18 protein-coding genes are annotated in these 16,309 nt (G+C 69.9%); 4 read left to right on the top strand and 14 right to left on the bottom strand.

The genetic code is table 11. The features are described 5' to 3' along the window. The first annotated feature begins 80 nt into the window (after positions 1 to 80). Complete coding sequence (locus tag AC6EUH_RS05950; protein ID WP_499738067.1) at positions 81 to 1,316, top strand: heparan-alpha-glucosaminide N-acetyltransferase domain-containing protein; 1,236 nt, start codon at positions 81 to 83, stop codon at positions 1,314 to 1,316. 27 nt (positions 1,317 to 1,343) lie between these two features. On the opposite strand, the gene AC6EUH_RS05945 is transcribed toward AC6EUH_RS05950, so the two are convergent. The 7 genes from AC6EUH_RS05945 to AC6EUH_RS05915 form a co-directional block, all read right to left on the bottom strand. Further along, on the bottom strand, positions 1,344 to 1,826 hold the full coding sequence (locus AC6EUH_RS05945; RefSeq protein WP_499738066.1) for a hypothetical protein: 483 nt from the start codon (positions 1,824 to 1,826) through the stop codon (positions 1,344 to 1,346). A 5-nt stretch (positions 1,827 to 1,831) separates the two neighbouring features. Next, positions 1,832 to 2,590: a 4-hydroxy-tetrahydrodipicolinate reductase gene (dapB, locus tag AC6EUH_RS05940; protein ID WP_056432424.1), complete on the bottom strand. Its 759-nt coding sequence runs from the start codon at positions 2,588 to 2,590 to the stop codon at positions 1,832 to 1,834. Positions 2,591 to 2,695: 105 nt separating this feature from the next. Further along, positions 2,696 to 3,211 (bottom strand): molybdenum cofactor biosynthesis protein MoaE, encoded by a 516-nt coding sequence (locus tag AC6EUH_RS05935; protein WP_499738065.1) that lies wholly within the window; start codon positions 3,209 to 3,211, stop codon positions 2,696 to 2,698. After that, positions 3,201 to 3,713, bottom strand: coding sequence for a MogA/MoaB family molybdenum cofactor biosynthesis protein (locus tag AC6EUH_RS05930; protein ID WP_056432430.1), 513 nt, complete (start codon positions 3,711 to 3,713; stop codon positions 3,201 to 3,203). The genes AC6EUH_RS05935 and AC6EUH_RS05930 overlap by 11 nt, the downstream gene beginning before the upstream one ends. Continuing rightward, positions 3,710 to 4,213 (bottom strand): cyclic pyranopterin monophosphate synthase MoaC, encoded by a 504-nt coding sequence (moaC, locus tag AC6EUH_RS05925; RefSeq protein WP_056432433.1) that lies wholly within the window; start codon positions 4,211 to 4,213, stop codon positions 3,710 to 3,712. Before moaC ends, AC6EUH_RS05930 begins: the two co-directional genes overlap by 4 nt. Further along, positions 4,201 to 5,424: a molybdopterin molybdotransferase MoeA gene (locus AC6EUH_RS05920; protein ID WP_499738064.1), complete on the bottom strand. Its 1,224-nt coding sequence runs from the start codon at positions 5,422 to 5,424 to the stop codon at positions 4,201 to 4,203. The genes moaC and AC6EUH_RS05920 overlap by 13 nt, the downstream gene beginning before the upstream one ends. Positions 5,425 to 5,528: 104 nt before the next feature. After that, a complete protein-coding gene (locus tag AC6EUH_RS05915; protein WP_499738063.1) occupies positions 5,529 to 7,262 on the bottom strand; it encodes a molybdopterin-dependent oxidoreductase in 1,734 nt (577 codons plus the stop codon). 128 nt (positions 7,263 to 7,390) lie between these two features. Here AC6EUH_RS05915 and moaA point away from each other — a divergent pair, with 128 nt between their 5' ends. The 3 genes from moaA (at position 7,391) to AC6EUH_RS05900 (ending at position 9,203) form a co-directional block, all read left to right on the top strand. Continuing rightward, positions 7,391 to 8,527 carry a GTP 3',8-cyclase MoaA gene (gene moaA, locus AC6EUH_RS05910; RefSeq protein ID WP_200913075.1) on the top strand — a complete coding sequence of 379 codons (1,137 nt, stop codon included), beginning with the start codon at positions 7,391 to 7,393 and terminating at the stop codon, positions 8,525 to 8,527. Positions 8,528 to 8,534: 7 nt separating this feature from the next. Then, entirely contained in the window at positions 8,535 to 8,801 is a 267-nt protein-coding gene (locus AC6EUH_RS05905; protein ID WP_056432439.1) for a MoaD/ThiS family protein, read from the top strand. Positions 8,802 to 8,921: 120 nt separating this feature from the next. Further along, complete coding sequence (locus AC6EUH_RS05900; RefSeq protein ID WP_056432440.1) at positions 8,922 to 9,203, top strand: hypothetical protein; 282 nt, start codon at positions 8,922 to 8,924, stop codon at positions 9,201 to 9,203. A 53-nt stretch (positions 9,204 to 9,256) separates the two neighbouring features. Here AC6EUH_RS05900 and AC6EUH_RS05895 read toward each other — a convergent pair whose 3' ends face one another. The 7 genes from AC6EUH_RS05895 to AC6EUH_RS05865 are packed head-to-tail and all read right to left on the bottom strand — an operon-like array spanning position 9,257 to position 16,240. Beyond that, the gene (locus AC6EUH_RS05895; RefSeq protein WP_082492794.1) at positions 9,257 to 10,189 is read right to left on the bottom strand and encodes an alpha/beta hydrolase; all 933 of its coding nucleotides are present in this window, start codon (positions 10,187 to 10,189) and stop codon (positions 9,257 to 9,259) included. Then, positions 10,186 to 10,866 carry a TetR/AcrR family transcriptional regulator gene (locus AC6EUH_RS05890; protein WP_056432443.1) on the bottom strand — a complete coding sequence of 227 codons (681 nt, stop codon included), beginning with the start codon at positions 10,864 to 10,866 and terminating at the stop codon, positions 10,186 to 10,188. The genes AC6EUH_RS05895 and AC6EUH_RS05890 overlap by 4 nt, the downstream gene beginning before the upstream one ends. Then, complete coding sequence (locus AC6EUH_RS05885; RefSeq protein WP_082492795.1) at positions 10,863 to 12,542, bottom strand: class I adenylate-forming enzyme family protein; 1,680 nt, start codon at positions 12,540 to 12,542, stop codon at positions 10,863 to 10,865. The genes AC6EUH_RS05890 and AC6EUH_RS05885 overlap by 4 nt, the downstream gene beginning before the upstream one ends. Next, positions 12,539 to 13,810 carry a branched-chain amino acid ABC transporter permease gene (locus tag AC6EUH_RS05880; RefSeq protein WP_499738062.1) on the bottom strand — a complete coding sequence of 424 codons (1,272 nt, stop codon included), beginning with the start codon at positions 13,808 to 13,810 and terminating at the stop codon, positions 12,539 to 12,541. The genes AC6EUH_RS05885 and AC6EUH_RS05880 overlap by 4 nt, the downstream gene beginning before the upstream one ends. Beyond that, positions 13,807 to 14,682 (bottom strand): branched-chain amino acid ABC transporter permease, encoded by an 876-nt coding sequence (locus AC6EUH_RS05875; protein WP_056432449.1) that lies wholly within the window; start codon positions 14,680 to 14,682, stop codon positions 13,807 to 13,809. The genes AC6EUH_RS05880 and AC6EUH_RS05875 overlap by 4 nt, the downstream gene beginning before the upstream one ends. Beyond that, positions 14,679 to 15,479 carry an ABC transporter ATP-binding protein gene (locus tag AC6EUH_RS05870; protein ID WP_499738061.1) on the bottom strand — a complete coding sequence of 267 codons (801 nt, stop codon included), beginning with the start codon at positions 15,477 to 15,479 and terminating at the stop codon, positions 14,679 to 14,681. Before AC6EUH_RS05870 ends, AC6EUH_RS05875 begins: the two co-directional genes overlap by 4 nt. Beyond that, on the bottom strand, positions 15,476 to 16,240 hold the full coding sequence (locus tag AC6EUH_RS05865) for an ABC transporter ATP-binding protein (RefSeq protein ID WP_056432455.1): 765 nt from the start codon (positions 16,238 to 16,240) through the stop codon (positions 15,476 to 15,478). The genes AC6EUH_RS05870 and AC6EUH_RS05865 overlap by 4 nt, the downstream gene beginning before the upstream one ends. Between the last annotated feature and the right edge of the window lie 69 nt (positions 16,241 to 16,309).

The raw sequence follows: 16,309 nt of genomic DNA, 5'->3' as shown, positions 1-16,309 counted from the left end.
GCCCTGTGCAGCTCCTGTGAACACCGCCGGATCCGTTCCTGGCCGCAGCCCGCCGGCGCGTCTCATGAGACGATCGGACGATGACGTCGCGCGGAACAGCCTCCACTTCACGGCCCGCAGCAGGCAAGCTCGCTGGAACGCGGTTGTCCGGCATCGACGCCGCCCGCGGCCTGGCCCTCCTGGGCATGATGGCCACGCACGTCTTCCCGACTTTCGAGTCCAACGCCCACCTCACCCCCACGTGGACGGGACTCGTGTTTTCCGGTCGCGCCTCCGCCCTGTTCGCCGTCCTCGCGGGAGTCGGGCTGGCCCTGTCAACCGGCAAGCAGCAACCGCTCCACGGCCCCGACCTGTGGGCGGCCCGCCGGGGCGTCGCGCTCCGGGCCCTGGTGATCGGCGCCGTCGGGCTCTCCCTTGGCGGGCTCGAGGTGAACATCGCCATCATCCTGGTCCACTACGCCGTGCTGTTCCTGTGCGTGCTGCCGTTCCTCGGGCTGGACGTCAAACACCTTCTGGTGCTGGCCGCCGGCTGGGTGCTGGTCAGCCCGGCTGTCGCCTTCCTGCTGCGGCCTTGGCTCCTCACCGCCGAGCCGCCCCTGCAGCTGGGTCACAACCCCCTGTGGGAGGACCTGTCCACGCCGGCCGTCCTGCTCGGGGACCTCTTCCTGACCGGCTATTATCCCGTCCTGCAGTGGATTACGTATCTGCTGATCGGCCTGGCGATCGGCCGGCTCGCCCTCACGTCGGCATCGGTCCCGGTCCTGCTGCTGGCGGTGGGATCCGCGGTGGCGGTCCTTGCCAAGTGGCTTAGCGTCGTGATGATGGAGGACTGGGGCGGCCGGGCGGCGCTGCAGGCCACACTGCTGGATCCCTCGTACCCGCTGGAGAGCCTCCTGCAGGTCAATCTGGCCGGCGTAGACCAGACCGGTTCGGCCTGGTGGCTCGCCTCCAGCGCCCCGCACTCGGGAACCACGCTGGACCTGCTGCACACCTCGGGGGTGGCGGCCGCCGTCGTCGGAGTCTTTCTTCTGGTGGGCCGGCTGGTGCAGCGGCCCGGGCTGGACGTGCTGCTCCCGCTGCGCGGTGCCGGTGCCATGACCTTGAGCTTCTACACGGCGCACCTGTGCGTGATGGCCTCGCTCTACGGCCGGCCGTTGCCGTCCGGATGGACAGTTGAGGGCGTCTACTGGGGACAGGCCGTGGCGATCCTGGTCTTGGGCGGCATCTTCGCGGCCCTGTCATGGCGGGGTCCGCTGGAGTGGGTGGCGCATGCGGCCAACCAGCTGGGCCGCTTCCAGCCGGCCCGCGTCCGGTAACTGCCCCGGAGTCGCCCCGGAAACGGCTCAGGCCTGGCGGGATCCCGTGCGGTACAGCCGGACGGCGTCGCGCATCGCGGCGCGCGCCCGCTTGCGGTCGCCCGCGGCGTCGTAGGCGCAGCTGAGCCGGAACCAGGAGCGCCAGTCCTCCGGCGCGGCTTCCGTTTCGGCACGGTACTTCTCGAATTCGAGGTCGGCAGCCTCGCGGACGATCCGCCCCGCAGGCGTGCGCGGCAGCGTGTCTTCCGGCAGCCCGCCCTCGGCTTCGAGGATTTTCGCCAGTCGTTCCGTCCGGGCGCCGAAAAGCAGCTCGCGGACCAGGGCCCAGGCCCCGATCACCGGGAGGAGCAGATACGCCACACCGATGGCCTTCGCCACGGGATTGGGGTCCGTCATCAGGAGCACCGCGCGCTGGAAAGACACCACGAGGTAGAAAACCAGAAGGAGCGTGACGGCGCCGACCCAGATCTTGGTGCGGTTGGCTTTGAACGCGGTCAGGACATTGGCCAAGGCGCTCAGACCCCCAGGTCCAGGTAGCCGTCCAGCCCGACAGTGAGGCCCGGGTTCGCCGCAACGCTGCGCACACCCAGCAGCACGCCGGGCATAAAGGAGGCGCGGTCGAAGGAGTCGTGCCGGAAGGTCAGCTGCTCCCCCGGCCCGCCCAGCAGGACTTCCTGGTGGGCTACGAGTCCGCGCAGCCGGACGCTGTGGACGCGGACGCCGTCGACGTCGCAGCCGCGCGCGCCAGGGCGCTCGCTGGTGGTGGCGTCGGGGCTGGCGGGGAGGCCGGCGGCCGCGCGCTCTGCGGAGATCAGCTGCGCGGTCCGCACAGCCGTTCCGGACGGGGCGTCCACCTTGTCCGGGTGGTGCAGTTCGACGATTTCGACCGATTCGAAGTAGCGCGCGGCCTTGGCCGCGAAAGCGGAGGCGAGGACCGAGCCCAGGGCGAAGTTCGGCGCGATCAGGACTCCCGCGCCGGGATGGCCGGCGAGGAGTTCCTCGAGCCGGCGCAGCCTCTCCGCGTCCCAGCCGGTGGTCCCCACAACGGCATGCATGCCGTGTTCGACGGCGAAGCGGACGTTCGCTTCGGTGCTTTCGGGGACCGTCAGGTCCACCACGATCCGGGCGCCGGCGTCGACGAGCGTGTCCAGGGAATCGTTCCGGCCCAGCGCGGCGACAAGCTTCAGGTCCGCGGCGGCCTCGACGGCCTGCACCGCCTCGGCGCCCATGCGCCCGTTCGCGCCCAGCACGGCGACTGCGAGTTGTTCGGTCATGCCATCAACCCTACCGCCGGGGCGGGTGCCGCCTTGAACCGGCGGCCGCGCATGACAGGCCCTAACAGGCCCGCAGCGCGGCGCTGACGCCTTGATGCGAGAGGACTATTCCCCCGCACCGACCCACTCGACCGTGCCGTCGGTGAAGAACTGTTCTTTCCAGATGGGAACCTGCGCCTTGATCCGGTCCACCAGTTCCGAGCAGACCGCGAAGGCCTGGCCGCGGTGCGCGGCGGATACGGCGCAGACCAGGGCGGGGTCGCCGATCTCCAGCATCCCAATCCGATGGGCCGCCCAGATCCGCACCGGCTGTGCCGTGCCGCTGCCGGTCCCGCCGGGTTCTCCGGATTCGCTGCCGGTGTCACCGCCGGCGGCCTGTTCGGCGACGAGCTGCGCGACGACGTCGGCCATCACCTGGTGCGCTGTCGGGTGCGCGCTGTAGCTGAGCCGCCGGACAGGTTTGCCGCCGTCGTGGTTCCGGACCACGCCGCTGAAGCTGACCACCGCGCCCGCGGTGTCGGATTCGACGGCGGCGATGGCCTGGTCCACCGAGATGGGCTCGGCGCTCAGTACCGCGTTCACCACGACAAAGTCCGGTTCAAAGGTTGATTCAGTGGCCATGGCTGCCTTCCAGCTGGTCGCACAGGTGTCCGAGGATGGGATCCAGCACGCTGAGGCCGTCCATAACGCCCTTGGGGGATCCGGGGAGATTGACGATGAAAGTCTGGCCGGCCGCCCCCGCGTGGCCCCGGCTGAGCATCGCCAGGGGGGTTTTGGCGGTCCCGGCGCCGCGGATGCCCTCCATGATGCCCGGAATTTCGCGGTCCAGCAGGGGCAACGTCTGTTCCGGGGTGGCGTCGGTGGGGCTGAGGCCGGTGCCGCCGCTGGTGATGATCACGGCCGGCGCCTGGGTCAGGAGCGCGCGCAGGGCTGCGCCCACCGCCTCGCCGTCGGGGACCACGAGCGCCGGGTAGGGCTCAAAGCCGTGTTCGGTGAGCCAGTCGATGATGACGGGGCCGGTGAGGTCCTCATAGATCCCGGCCGCGGCCCGGGTGGAGGCGATCACGACGCCGGCCTTCCGCCCGGTGGCTTCGCCGTGCCGGTGTGGTTCGGGCATGCTCATATTGTCCAGTCCCCGCTCTTGCCGCCGCTTTTGGCCAGCACCTTGATGTCGGTCAGCACCGCGTGTTTGTCCACGGCCTTGATCATGTCGTACACGCTGAGGGCGGCCACGGAGGCCGCGGTCAGCGCTTCCATCTCGACGCCGGTGATGCCGCGGGTCTTAACGGTGGCGAAGACGGTGACCGTGGTGGTGTCGAGCTCGAAGTCGACGGTGACCTTGGCGATCGGCAGCGGGTGGCACAGCGGGATCAGCTCCGGGGTTTTCTTCGCGGCCATAATGCCCGCAACCCGGGCGACGGAGAGGGCATCGCCCTTGGGCAGTTCCCCCGCGCCGAGGAGGGCCAGGACCTCTGCGGTGCTGCGGACGGTGGCGGTGGCCGTGGCCTCGCGGGTGCTCTCCGCCTTGTTGGACACGTCCACCATCTGGGCCGTGCCGTCCTGCCGGAGGTGGGTCAGGCGTGGGGTTCCCGTTGCCGGGTTATCTTCATTCACAGCATCCATACTTCCACCTCGGCGCCCTCGGCGAGCGCGGAAATTCCTTCCGGGATCTGGATCAGCGCGTTGGACCGGGCCAGGGCACTGACGAGGTGCGATCCTGCGCCGCCTTCCAGCCGGACGGTGCCGTCGGGGAGGGCGGTCCCGCGCCGCACCTGGTGCTTGCCCGGCGGGGACGCCAGCGCCTGGGTCAGCCGGGCCCTCACCACGGGACGCGGCGCGGGCGAGCCGAAGAGGTCGGCCAGGGCGGGCCGGAGGAACATCTCGAAGGAAACGAGGCAGCTCACCGGGTTGCCCGGGAACCCGAGGACCGGGACGCCGTCGAAAGTTCCGATCCCCTGCGGACCGCCGGGCTGCATCGCGACGCCGAGGAAGTCGACGTCGTGGCCCTCCATTGCCTGCCGGACCACCTCGTAGGCGCCCTTGCTGACTCCGCCGGTGGTGATGATCAGGTCCACCTCCGCCGCGTGCCTGCGCAGCAGGGCCGCGAGCTCCTCGGGGCGGTCCGTGGAGATCCCGGTCCGGGTGACGTTGAGGCCGGCCTGGCGCATGGATGCTTCGAGCAGGGTGGCGTTGGAGTCGTAGATCTTGCCGGGGCCCAGCGGGCTGCCCGGTTCCACGACCTCGTCGCCGGTGGTGACGAGGAGGATCCGCATCGCCCGGTAGACGGGGACCTCGGTGAATCCCATGGCGGCCAGGAGTCCCAGCTGGCCGGGTCCGAGGAAGGTTCCGGCGGCGAGTGCCAGTGCCCCGCTGCGGATGTCGCTGCCGGCGTCGCGGACGAAGTTCCGTGCCGGGACGGCGGGCAGCCGGACCGTGGCCGGCACGCCGGGCGCGGGGAAGTCCGCCGGCAGGGCCTGTTCGATCGGGACGACGGCGTCCGCCCCGGGCGGCATCATGGCGCCGGTCATGATCGGGGCGGCGGTCCCGGGGGCCAGTTCGGGGGGTGTGGCACCGGCCGGGACGGGCGCGACGACGCGCAGTTCGGCACCGTCGTCGGGCACGTCGGCACTGCGGATGGCGTAGCCGTCCATCTGCGAATTCGCGAACGGGGGCAGGTCCAGCGGAGCCTTGACGTCCGCCGCGAGTCCCCTGCCCAGCGCCGCGAGGAGCGGGAGCTGTTCAACCTGGTCCGGGGTGCGGAGCGGAGCCAGCAGCCGGCGGACGGACTCGCGGTGCGCTTCCACGGTGACGTGCCGTGTCTGGGTGCGGTGCATGCGTTGGTAACCCCTCGTCGTGAGCCGGTTACTGAATTTGCCGGTCCGGCTCCCTGGTCCGGGGCCTTGCCCGGCTGCTTGGCCGGGCGTGTTGGCCCGGCGTATTAGGACTTCACGTCAACTCTAACCGTGTGAAAGCCCGTGGCCCCGCTGGGCGCCACCGGCGTGCGGTCCTCCACCTGCGCGGCGCCGGTGAGGTCCGTGGCGCGGACCTGGACCTCGTACTGGCCGGGGGTCAGCGGCAGGGCCAGCTTCCACTGGGACCAGGTGTCCGTGGATATCCCTGGGGCCAGCTCGGCCTGCTGCCACGCGCCACGGTTGACCCGGAGCTCCACCCGGCCGATCCCGGTGTGCTGGGCCCAGGCGACGCCGCCGAAGGCCACGGTGCCGGCGGGCACGGAGCGGCCGTTGCGGGGCACATCGATGCGGGAGGAGGTCTTGATGGGTCCCCTCTCGCTCCAGCCGCGGGGCGTCCAGTACCCGACGTCGTCCGCGAAGCGCGTCACTTTGAGCTCCGTGACCCACTTGGTCGCCGACACGTAGCCATAGAGACCGGGCACGATGAGCCGGACCGGAAAGCCGTGCTCCAGGGGCAGCGGCTCACCGTTCATCCCGACGGCCAGGAGCGCGTCCCGGTTGTCCGTCAGCACCTCGAGCGGGGTGCCGGCGGTCCAGCCGTCAGCGCTGCGGGACAGCACCATGTCCGCGCCGTCCTGCGGGCCTGCGAGGGCCAGCAGGTCCCGGACCGGCCAGCCGAGCCAGCGGGCGTTGCCAATCAGGTCACCGCCCACCTCGTTGGAGACGCAGGCGATGGTGACGTGCCGCTCGACCAAGGGTTTGGCCAGCAGCGTGGCGAAGTCCAGCGAGACCTCGCGCTCCACGAGCCCGGTGACCTTCAGGGTCCACTGGCCCGGGTCCAGCACCGGGACGCGCAGGGCGGTGTCGATCCGGTAGAAGTCCTTGTTGGCCGTCACCAGCGGGCTCACCCCGTCCAGCCCCACCTCGGCTCCGGCCGGAATGGGCGGTGCCGGTGACGCCGGCGCGGGGAGCGCGAGCTTGCTGCGCAGGTCACTCACGACGGCGGCGGCTCCCCGGATCGTCGCGGCGAGCACGCCGGCGGCCGCGGCGACGACGGCAGTTCCGCCGAGCACCTGGAAGAAGCGGCGGCGGGAGGGAGGCTGCGCCGCGGGGGCAGGTCCTTCGGCCGGCGGCGCTGTGTCTTCGGCCGGCGGCGCTGTGTCTTCCACTGCGGGTGCTGTGTCTTCCACTGCGGGTGCTGTGTCTTCCACTGCGGGTGCTGTGCCTTCGGCCGGGAGTCCGGCGTCGGCCTGCCACTCCCCCAGCCGGCGGATCAGCCAGCGCAGCAGGACCATGCTCACGACGGCGGCGAGCAGCGGAACGGGGACCGCATTCCCGGTCAGTTCGCTGCGGCCCAGCACGGCAGCCAGCCCCGCCACCCCGAAGACGGCGATGATGGCTACCCCGGCGAAGCGGCGCCGCAGCTCCGCGATTCCGGCCACGGCGGCCAGCGCGGCGATCACGAGCGCCATGCCGCCGAGCAGGGCGATCTTGTCCGCCGTGCCGAAGAGCGAAATGGCCCAGTCCTTGACGCCTGGCGGGACCGCATCGATCACGGCGCCCCCGACGGCAGTCACCGGGGAGAGCGAGGGACTCACGAGTCCTGCCGCGAGTTCCCCCAGCGCCAGCCCGGTACCGACGGCCACGACTCCGGCCGCGGCCGCCCAGGCAGACGCTTGCCGGTCCGTCAGGCGCGGAACCGGGGTTTGCGGGCCGGGGTTTGGCAGTGTGCCCGGCTGCCCGTGCTGGGAGGTGTTCACGCTCCCAGCATAGATTCGCGCCGCTCCGGGCGGCACCGCCCGCCGGGACCGGCGCACGACGGGGCCCAACAAGCACGACGGCGCCCAACAGGAGTGATGCCGGCGCCGAGGTGGCGTAGCCTGACTCTATGAGTGTTCAGCTTGGTATGCCCCAGCCCCGCGCGGAGGACGGTTCCGGCGCGGGCACTTCCGGCGCGCAGGTGCCCGGGCGCCCGGCCGGGATGCCCGCCGGCCTTGTGGACCGCTACGGCCGCCGCGCCACCGACATGCGGCTTTCCCTGACGGATAAATGCAATCTGCGCTGTACGTACTGCATGCCTGCCGAGGGCCTGGAGTGGTTGTCCAAGCAGGCCGTGATGTCGGCGGAGGAGATTGTCCGGATCGTGCGGATCGGCGTCGACATGCTGGGAGTGCGGGAACTCCGGCTCACCGGCGGAGAACCGCTGGTGCGGGCCGATCTGATGGACATCATTTCGGCCCTCCGCCACGCCCACCCCGACCTTCCGATTTCCATGACCACGAATGCCGTCGGCCTGGACAAAAAAGCTGCCGGGCTCAAGGCCGCCGGGCTCTCGCGGATCAACGTCTCGCTGGACTCGCTCCATGAGGAAACGTTCACCCAACTGACCCGCCGCCCCTTCCTGAACAAGGTCCTGGCCGGCGTGGATGCCGCCTGGGCCGCCGGCCTGGGCCCCGTAAAGCTCAACGCCGTGCTGATGCGCGGCATCAACGACGCCGAGTCCCCCGCCCTGCTGGCTTGGGCGCTGGACCGCGGCTACGAGCTGCGCTTCATCGAGCAGATGCCGCTCGACGCCGACCACGGCTGGACCCGCCGGAACATGATCACCGCCGCGGAGATCCGTGAGCTGCTCTCCGTCGACTACGTGCTCAGCAGTGATCCGCGGGACCGCGATGGCGCCCCGGCCGAACGCTTCGAGGTCCGGGCCCGCGTTCCCGGCACGGCCGAAGCCACCGGGCCGGTGCTCGGAACCGTGGGGATCATCGCGTCCGTGACCGAGCCGTTCTGCTCCGATTGCCGCCGCACCCGCATCACGGCCGAGGGCAAGATCATGAGCTGCCTGTTCTCCCGCGAGGAAGTGGACCTGCTGGGGCTGCTCCGCGAGGGCGCCAGCGACGAACAACTCGCAGAGCGCTGGCAGGACGCCATGTGGATCAAGCCCAAGGCCCACGGCATGGACCACGTCGGACTGGACGCCCCGGACTTCGTCCAGCCGGACCGCAGCATGAGCGCCATCGGAGGCTGAACCACCCGTGAATGTACGTTACTTCGCTGCCGCGCGCGCTGCCGCCGGCGCCGACGAGGAGCACTTCGACCTGCCCGCGGACGCCACGGTCGATTCGCTGCTGGAGGCCATCCTCGCCGTCGAGCGCCCGGAACCCCCGGCCGGAACGCCGCCGCTGGCGCGGCTCCTGTCCCGGAGCAGCTTCCTGCTCAACGAGGTGGCGGTACGGAACCGTGCGGCGACACTGAAGCCGGACGACGTCGTCGACGTCCTGCCGCCGTTCGCCGGCGGCTAGGCGAAGCGCCGGATCCCGACACTCCTCCACCAGATCTTGGGGTACCGCTGGCTGCCTGCCGCGCGTAGCTTGGAGGCATCCCCACAATTTGCAGATCTGGCGCCGGAAGGACTGAGTGCGATGTACACCTTGCAGATAGAGCACGAGATCAAGGATTTTGGCATGTGGAAAGCCTCATTCGACAGTGATCCGGTGAACCGAGTGGCGTCGGGGGTCACCGCGCACCGGGTCAGCCGCCCGGTGGACGATCCGAACTACGTGGTGGTCGAACTCGATTTCGAAAGCCGCGACCAGGCCGAAGCGCTGCTGGCGAACCTTCAGGCGAACGTCTGGAATTCCTCCACCGTTGCCCCCGCCCTCCTGGGTGCCCCGAAGACCCGGATCCTCGAGTCGGCGCCGTAAGCCCTCAGGCAGAAAGTTGCCCGGCGGGGGCGGCCCACGTGGAGCCCCGACGGCTAAGCCACCGCCAGCGCGTCCCGCACGGTGTCCGCGACGGCGGCGGCGCCCGCAGCGCCCATGATGATCGTGTAGTGGTTGACGTCCGGGACCTCGCGCACTGTCAGCGCCGGCAGCTTGTCGGCCCAGGCATCCAGATACCCGGGTGCGTACAGGCCGCCGGGTTCGTCCAGCAGGCCGCGGGGCGCCCGCAGCACCAGGGTCTCCACCGCGAGCTCGTCCAGGGCCTTGAGGAGTGAGGGACCACGGCGCAGTTCAGCGGTGTCGTCCGCCATCGCCTGGTAGCGGGTGGCCGGCCGAAGCACCGGTTCCTCGCCGGTGAGGTCGTAGTCGACGTAATCCTCCACCAGGGGGCTCCAGTCCGCGCTGAAGGCCGGATGCTGCTTCCAGTAGCTGCGGTAGGCCTCCCGGCTGGGGAAGACGGCGTTCAGCCGCTCGGCCGCGGGTCCCAGCACCGCCGCGACGATCTGCTCGTCACTGAGGTCGGCGGGCACCTGCAACGGCAGTCCGCCGTCAACCAGCACCAGGGACCGCACCCGCTGCGGGAACAGGTTCGCGAGCACCACGGACACGAAAGCACCCATCGAATGGCCAACCACAACCACCGGTCCCGTGCTCAGCGCGTCAAGCACAGCTGCGAGGTCCTCGGCGTGGGAGGGCATGCCGTAGGGCGCGGGAAGCGCGTTGCTGAGCCCTCGGCCCCGCAGGTCCGGGGCAATGATCCTGACGTCCGGCAGGGCTTCGGCCAGCTTCGGCCAGGCCTTGTGGGACGCCGTCACCCCGTGGACCGCGAGGATGGTCGGCGCGGCCGGGTCCTCGGGGCCCCAGAGGGCGGTATGCAGGGTTCCGCCACGGACCTGGACCTCCGTGGTCCGGTACGTGGAGTTGCCGGCCGGATTGTTGCCGGCTGTGTTACTGGCTGCCTGGTTCACGAGGCTGTCCCTTCCTGGGTAGGGGTGGTGCCGGTAGCGGTGCTTCGCGCCGTGGCCCCCGGTGCGGGGGCGAGTGCGCGTTCGATGAACTGCATCATTTCCTCAAAGACTTCCTCCGGGACGTCCGGCCGGGCGCCCTGCGCGGGTTCGGCGCCTTCCTCGTCCCACAGCACCCAGCGCATGCCGATCAGCTCGCCGATGCCCATCAGCGCCCAGGCCGCCACGGTGGGATCCATCTCCCGGACTTCGCCGCTGAGCTGCGCGGCTTTGAGCCCTTCGATGTAGCCGTTGACGATCCGGGTGTAGTGCAGGCGCAGGGCCCCGGGCGAGACGAACTCGGCCTGCCGGATGATCCGGTACAGCGCGGGGTGTTCCGCCGTGAACTTGAAGAAGGCCCGGAAGCCGGCCCGTTCGGCTTCAAGCCGGGTGCCGGCGGAGCGGGCGGCGTCGGTCATGGCGTGCCGGACCCGCCGGTTGAGGTCCTCGACCACCTCATCGAAAATGGTCTGTTTTCCCTCGAAGTACAGGTAGAAGGTGCCCAGGCCGACGCCGGCCTCCTCGGTGATTTTTACGATCGAGGCTTCGTGATAGCCCACGGAGGCAAACACCGTTTCGGCAGCCTGGAGTAGTTTGGCCCGGGTTCGGGTGCCCCTCGCGGTGCGCGGCACGGCGCTCACCTCCGGCTCCCGTCAAGGGGCAGGGACGCGGCCGAGCCGTCGGGGCGGGCAGCGGGCCCGCGCCCGTCGGGGCGTCCCGCCCGGCCATGCTCATCCAGCTGTTGCCGCAACCGGGCGCGCAATACCTTGTTCAGCGCCGTGCGCGGCAGCGCGGCCACGGTCTCGATCCGTCCGGGGACCTTGAACCGCGCCAGCCGGGCCCCGCAGTGTTCCAGGAGTTCCTGCTCATCCGTGGCCATCCCGGGGCGGATCACCACAAATGCCACGCCGGTTTCGCCCCAGCGTTCGTCCGCCACGCCGACGACGGCGGCCTGGGCCACCGCCGGATGGGCCAGCAGCGCCGCCTCGACCTCGGCCGGGGCCACGTTTTCGCCACCGGAGATGTAGATGTCCTTGAGCCGGTCCACCACTTTGATGTAGCCCTCGGCGTCGCGCTCCACCAGGTCGCCGGTGCGCAGCCAGTCCCCGGCGAGGACGGCGGCGGTGGCGGCGGGATCGCGGAAGTAGCCCGCGAAGACCCCCGGTCCGCCCACCAGCAGCTCCCCGGAGGCGGCACCCTCCAGGATTTCCCCGGTGACTGGATCGGCCACCGCGACGGCGACGTGCGGATAGGGTTTGCCCGAGTATCCCACCATCCGCAGGGCATCCTCGTTGGCGAGGCAGAGCACGTTGGGCGATGCCTCGGTCAAGCCGTAGCCCTGGCTCAACGCCACTCCCCTGCGGTGCCAGATGCGCAGCAGTGCCGGCGGCATGGGTGCCCCGCCCACCACCGCGTGCCGGAGGCTGCCCAGCTCGGCGGTGGCGAAGTCGGGGTGCTCGGCGAGCATCAGGTACTGGGTGGGGACGCCCATGAGCATGGTGACCTTTCGCTCCGCGATCAGCTGCAGGACCCGGCCCGGTTCGAAGCCCCGTTCCAGGACCACCGTGGCGCCGGTCCACCAGGCCAGCAGGGGCTGGATATTCCAGCCGCCGACGTGGAACTGCGGCAGCACGGCCAGCACCACATCGGTGCTGCCCAGATCCATCGTCCGGGACAGCGAGAGGTTGGTCCAGAAGCAGTTGGCGTGGGTCAGTACGGCGGCCTTGCTGGCCCCCTCGGTGCCGGATGTGAAGATCATCAGGAGCGGGTCGTCGTCACGGACTTCCCGCGGCTGCTCAGGCCGGTGATCGTCAATCCCGCGATCGTCAAGCCGGCCGGTACCTGAAGCGGGCACCGTGGTGGCCAGCGCCCGGGACGGCGGAGGCACGGATTTTTCAACGCCGCCGGGACCCAGTGCGGCGGTCCGGGGCCGGTGCGGCAGCAGCGCGCACGCTCCTGCCGCGAGGGAATCCAGTTCGTCCTCCACGAGCATCACCTGAGGGTCGGCGAGTTCAAGCTGCGCGGCGAGTTCCCGGGGTGAGAGCCGCCAGGACAGGGGGACGAGGACCAGCCCCGCCTTGGCGCAGGCGAAGAAAACCACCACGTGATCCGAGCTGTTGCCGGTCAGGGTCGCGATCCGGTCCCCCGTCACGTAGCCGGCAGACGCCAGGCCGGCCGCCAGGTGGGTTGCCCGGCGTTCCAGCTCGCCGTAGCTCAGCGTGCAGCCGCGGTCATCGACGGCGATCCGATGCGGGGTGGCGTGGCTGCGGTCGGTGGTCCAGCGGCCCAGGGTGTGCAGTCCGTCAGCGGGTGTCATGCCGATTCCTCCAGGATCTCGCGGGACGTCTCTGTCCTGTCATGTGCCGTGCTGTCTTCCCCGGTGCGGGCTTCCCCGGCGCCCCGGAGCCGCTTGCGGCGCCGGGCCAGCCGCTGGGCGGTGCCTGTCAGGCCGCCCGGCAAGAACAGCACCACAAGGATGAACAGGGTGCCCAGGATGAACAAGGGTTCAGACAACGGTATCCGCAGGATGTCCGGCAGCGCGTCGATGGCGTCGGAATTCGCGAGGGTCGTGAGTCGCTGGTCCAGGATGGTATAGAAAACGCCGCCGATCACGGCGCCCCAGCGGGAGCCGACGCCGCCCAGGACCACCATAACGAGCAGGGTGATGGTCAGGTCGGCGGAGATGGCCCGCGGGACGGCTCCGCTCTGCAGGAGCAGGAACACCATGCCGATGATGCTGACCAGGACGGCTGAGACGACGAAGATCAGCAGCTTCACGAGGTACGGCTGCAGGCCCAGGACGCGGACGCGGAGTTCGTTCTCCCGGACCGCGGCGGCGACGTGGCCGGCCCGGGAGGACTGCACCCAGGTGACCACGATGAACACCGCCACAAGCACCGCCAACGCCAGCCAGTAGAGGTTGCGGGTGTTGGCTACGCCCACCAGGAAATCGGGCAGGTTGTCGGTGCGCAGCGAGAGGCCTTCGTCTCCGCCTGTGGTGCCGTCCGGGTTGCGCCCCACAATGACCGATCCGGCCTGGGCGAAGGCGAGGGTAACCATGGCAAAGGGGATGCCGCTGACCCGCAGGCTGATGCTGCCTACGACGTGGGCCAGCACGATCACAACCAGCAGGGTCAGCCCCATCGCGGGAAGCAACGGGATGTCCAGGTTCTGCAGGATGATCGCCAGCCCGTAGACGCCGGCGCCGAAGTACAGGGCATGGCCGAAGGAGAGGAGTCCGGCGACCCCGAGCAGCAGGTGGTACGTCAGGGCCGCGGCGGCCATCAGCATGCACATGGCCAGCAACTGCAGGGATCCCGGGGTGTAGGTGGGCCCGGGCAGCACTCCGGGCAGGGACAGGTTGAGCAACGGCAGGAGGACCAGGAGCACGATTCCGGCGAGCCCGGCGGCGGCACCGACGACCTTCGGGCGGGTCCGGCGCGGCTTGCCGGGCGGGGCGGAGCGCTGTGCGGCCGCGGTCCGGCGGGGACCGGCCCCGGCCGTGCCGGGCGCGCCCGCGCCGGAGACGTCCTGGCTGTTGGCCCCCGTGCTGTTGGTGCCGGCGGCGTCGGTATCGGTGGTCATGAGGTTCTCCCGAGCAGGCCGGAGGGACGGAACAGCAGCACAAGCGCCAGGGCCAGCACCACAACGAAGTCACCGGTGCCGCCCAAGTAGAAGTTGGCGAATTGCTGCAGGACGGCGACCGCGACGGAGGCGATGGCCGCGCCGGTCAGCGAGCCCAGTCCGCCGATCACGGTGACGATAAAGGCGAAGATCAGCAGGGAGCCGCCCAGCATCGGCGAGACGTAGCCGAAGTAGTGCGAGGCAAGGACCCCGCCCAGCCCCGCGGCGGCACCGCCGATGGTAAAGACCAGCGTGAAGGCCTTCCGCACGTCGATGCCGAGGGCCGTCACCATGGAGCGGTTCTCGACGCCGGCCCGGATGATCATGCCGTAGCGGGTGTTCTTCAGGAAGAACACCATCGCCAGCAGCACCAGGACGGCGGCGATGATGCAGACAAACCGATCGTTGGGAATGCGGGCACCCAGGATTTCGGTGGTGTCCTTGAACCAGGCAGGTCCTTGGATGAAGACCGGGTCAGTGCCCCAGATGCCATCGAACAATGCCACTGCCGCGAGTGACAGGCCCAGGGTGATCAGGAGCTGCTCGATGTGCCGCTGGTACAGCCGGCGGATGAGCACGAACTCGGTGAAGGCGGCGAAGGCGGCACCGGCCGCGGCGCCCACCAGCAGGGAGAGCAGGAAGATCCCCCAGTTGTCGGAGCCGGTGCGGCGGGCGACTTCCCAGCCGGCGAAGGCCCCGAGGGTCAGGAACGCGCCATGGGCAAAATTGAGCACACCCATCAGCCCGTAGATCAGGGACAGCCCGGCGGCCACGAGGAAGTACAGTGCTCCGAGGCCCAGACCGGTGAAGAGGAGCAGGACGACGGTGCTCACAGGGCGGCGCCTTTCCCGGCGGGGGCCGCCTCTGTTGTCACTGGAAATTTGCCGGTGTTTTCCCGGATTTCCGGTGCGGGGGCTTCGGCGGCGACGCCCAGCAGCCGCTGGGTCAGCTCGGCGTCGTCGAGGAATCCCAGGGCGCTGCCGGTGTGGACCACCCGGCCGCCGGAGAGGACCACCGAGCCTTCGGCGAGCTGGCGCACGACGTGCAGGTTTTGTTCGACCAACAGGATGGGGACGGTCTTCGCTGCTTCGGCGAGGGTCTCGGCGACTTCGGCCACGATTTTCGGGGCCAGGCCCTTGGTGGGTTCGTCGACGAGCAGGATCTTGTTGGTGTTCAGCAGTGCACGGGCCAGGGAAACCATCTGCTGCTGGCCGCCGGAGAGGGTCCCGGCCATCTGGGCGGACCGGGCAAGCAGGTCCGGGAAGAGGTCTTCGACCAGCTCGCGCCGGGGTGCGTCGTCGCGTTCGGCGAGCCGGAGGTTTTCCGCCACGGTGAGCTTGGAGAACACTTCGCGGTCCTCGGGTACGTAGCCCACACCGCTGCGGATGATCTTGAAGGTCGGATCCTTCTCGATCCGCACGCCGTCGAGCTCCACGGCCCCGGTGCGGTCGATCAGGCCGATGATGGCCTTGATGGTGCTGGTCTTTCCGACGCCGTTGCGGCCCAGCAGCGCGGTGATGCCGGTGGCCGGGACAGTGAAGGAGACATCCTCCACCACCTGCTGCCCGGCGATATGGGCGCTGAGGCCCTCGATCCTGAGGATGGGTCGGGTTTCCGCTGCGGCGGTCATACGGGTTCTCCCAAGTAGGCACTCTGTACGGTGGGGTCCGACATCACGGCCTCCGGGCTGTCCAAGGCGAGCAGGCTGCCGTGATGCATCACGGCCACCCGGTCCACGAGGCCCAGGACCACGTCCATGTGATGCTCCACCATCATCACGGTGCAGCCGCGGTCCCGGTGCATCCCCCGGATAATCGCGCTGAGGGACGGGACGTCCCCCGACGCCACCCCGGCCATCGGCTCGTCCAGAAGCACGACGGCGGGATTCGTCGCCAGCAGGACGGCGATCTCCACTTTGCGCTTCTCGCCGTGCGAGAGGTCCCCCGCCGCCGTCGTGAGCTGGCCGGTAAGGCCGACCTCCTCGATGGTGCTGCGGGCAGTCCGGGTGGCCTCATCGGAGGCGGAGGGAAAGCGCAGGAGGCTGTTGCTGCCGCCGAGTTTCGCCTGCGCGGCGAGCCGGACGTTTTCCAGCACGCTCAGGCGGGGAAACAGGTTGGAGGTCTGGAAGGTCCGGCCCAGCCCTGCCTTGGCTCGGCGGTGGATCGGCGCGGACGTCATCTCCCTGCCGTTCAGCGCGATGCTGCCCGTGGTGGGCCGCATGACACCGGAAATCAGGTTGAACAAGGTGGTCTTGCCGGCGCCGTTGGGGCCGATGACGCCGATCATCTCGCCGGTGCCGACCGTGAAGCTCACATCCTGGAGGATGCGGGCACCGCCGATCTGGAGACCGAGGCCGTCCACCGCGAGGGCGGGCAGGGCTGGGGAATTCATTCGGATCCTTTGTGACTCGCTGGGGCCGTGGGGATGGTGCGCGGCGCTGTGTCGTGTTCCGGTGTTAAC

The sequence above is a fragment of the Arthrobacter sp. 001422645 genome (genome assembly GCF_059816125.1).
The sequence above is the reverse complement of the archived record's forward strand: the minus strand, read 5'-3'. Positions and strand labels throughout refer to the sequence as shown.

Bases quoted from the DNA above. Each gene is read 5' to 3' on its own strand.
- AC6EUH_RS05870 (WP_499738061.1), bottom strand. From the start codon at position 15,479: ATGACCGCCGCAGCGGAAACCCGACCCATCCTCAGGATCGAGGGCCTC.
- moaA (WP_200913075.1), top strand. From the start codon at position 7,391: ATGAGTGTTCAGCTTGGTATGCCCCAGCCCCGCGCGGAGGACGGTTCC.
- AC6EUH_RS05880 (WP_499738062.1), bottom strand. From the start codon at position 13,810: ATGACCACCGATACCGACGCCGCCGGCACCAACAGCACGGGGGCCAAC.
- AC6EUH_RS05900 (WP_056432440.1), top strand. From the start codon at position 8,922: ATGTACACCTTGCAGATAGAGCACGAGATCAAGGATTTTGGCATGTGG.
- moaC (WP_056432433.1), bottom strand. From the start codon at position 4,213: ATGGATGCTGTGAATGAAGATAACCCGGCAACGGGAACCCCACGCCTG.
- AC6EUH_RS05930 (WP_056432430.1), bottom strand. From the start codon at position 3,713: ATGAGCATGCCCGAACCACACCGGCACGGCGAAGCCACCGGGCGGAAG.
- AC6EUH_RS05885 (WP_082492795.1), bottom strand. From the start codon at position 12,542: ATGACACCCGCTGACGGACTGCACACCCTGGGCCGCTGGACCACCGAC.
- AC6EUH_RS05920 (WP_499738064.1), bottom strand. From the start codon at position 5,424: ATGCACCGCACCCAGACACGGCACGTCACCGTGGAAGCGCACCGCGAG.
- dapB (WP_056432424.1), bottom strand. From the start codon at position 2,590: ATGACCGAACAACTCGCAGTCGCCGTGCTGGGCGCGAACGGGCGCATG.
- AC6EUH_RS05935 (WP_499738065.1), bottom strand. From the start codon at position 3,211: ATGGCCACTGAATCAACCTTTGAACCGGACTTTGTCGTGGTGAACGCG.
- AC6EUH_RS05950 (WP_499738067.1), top strand. From the start codon at position 81: ATGACGTCGCGCGGAACAGCCTCCACTTCACGGCCCGCAGCAGGCAAG.
- AC6EUH_RS05865 (WP_056432455.1), bottom strand. From the start codon at position 16,240: ATGAATTCCCCAGCCCTGCCCGCCCTCGCGGTGGACGGCCTCGGTCTC.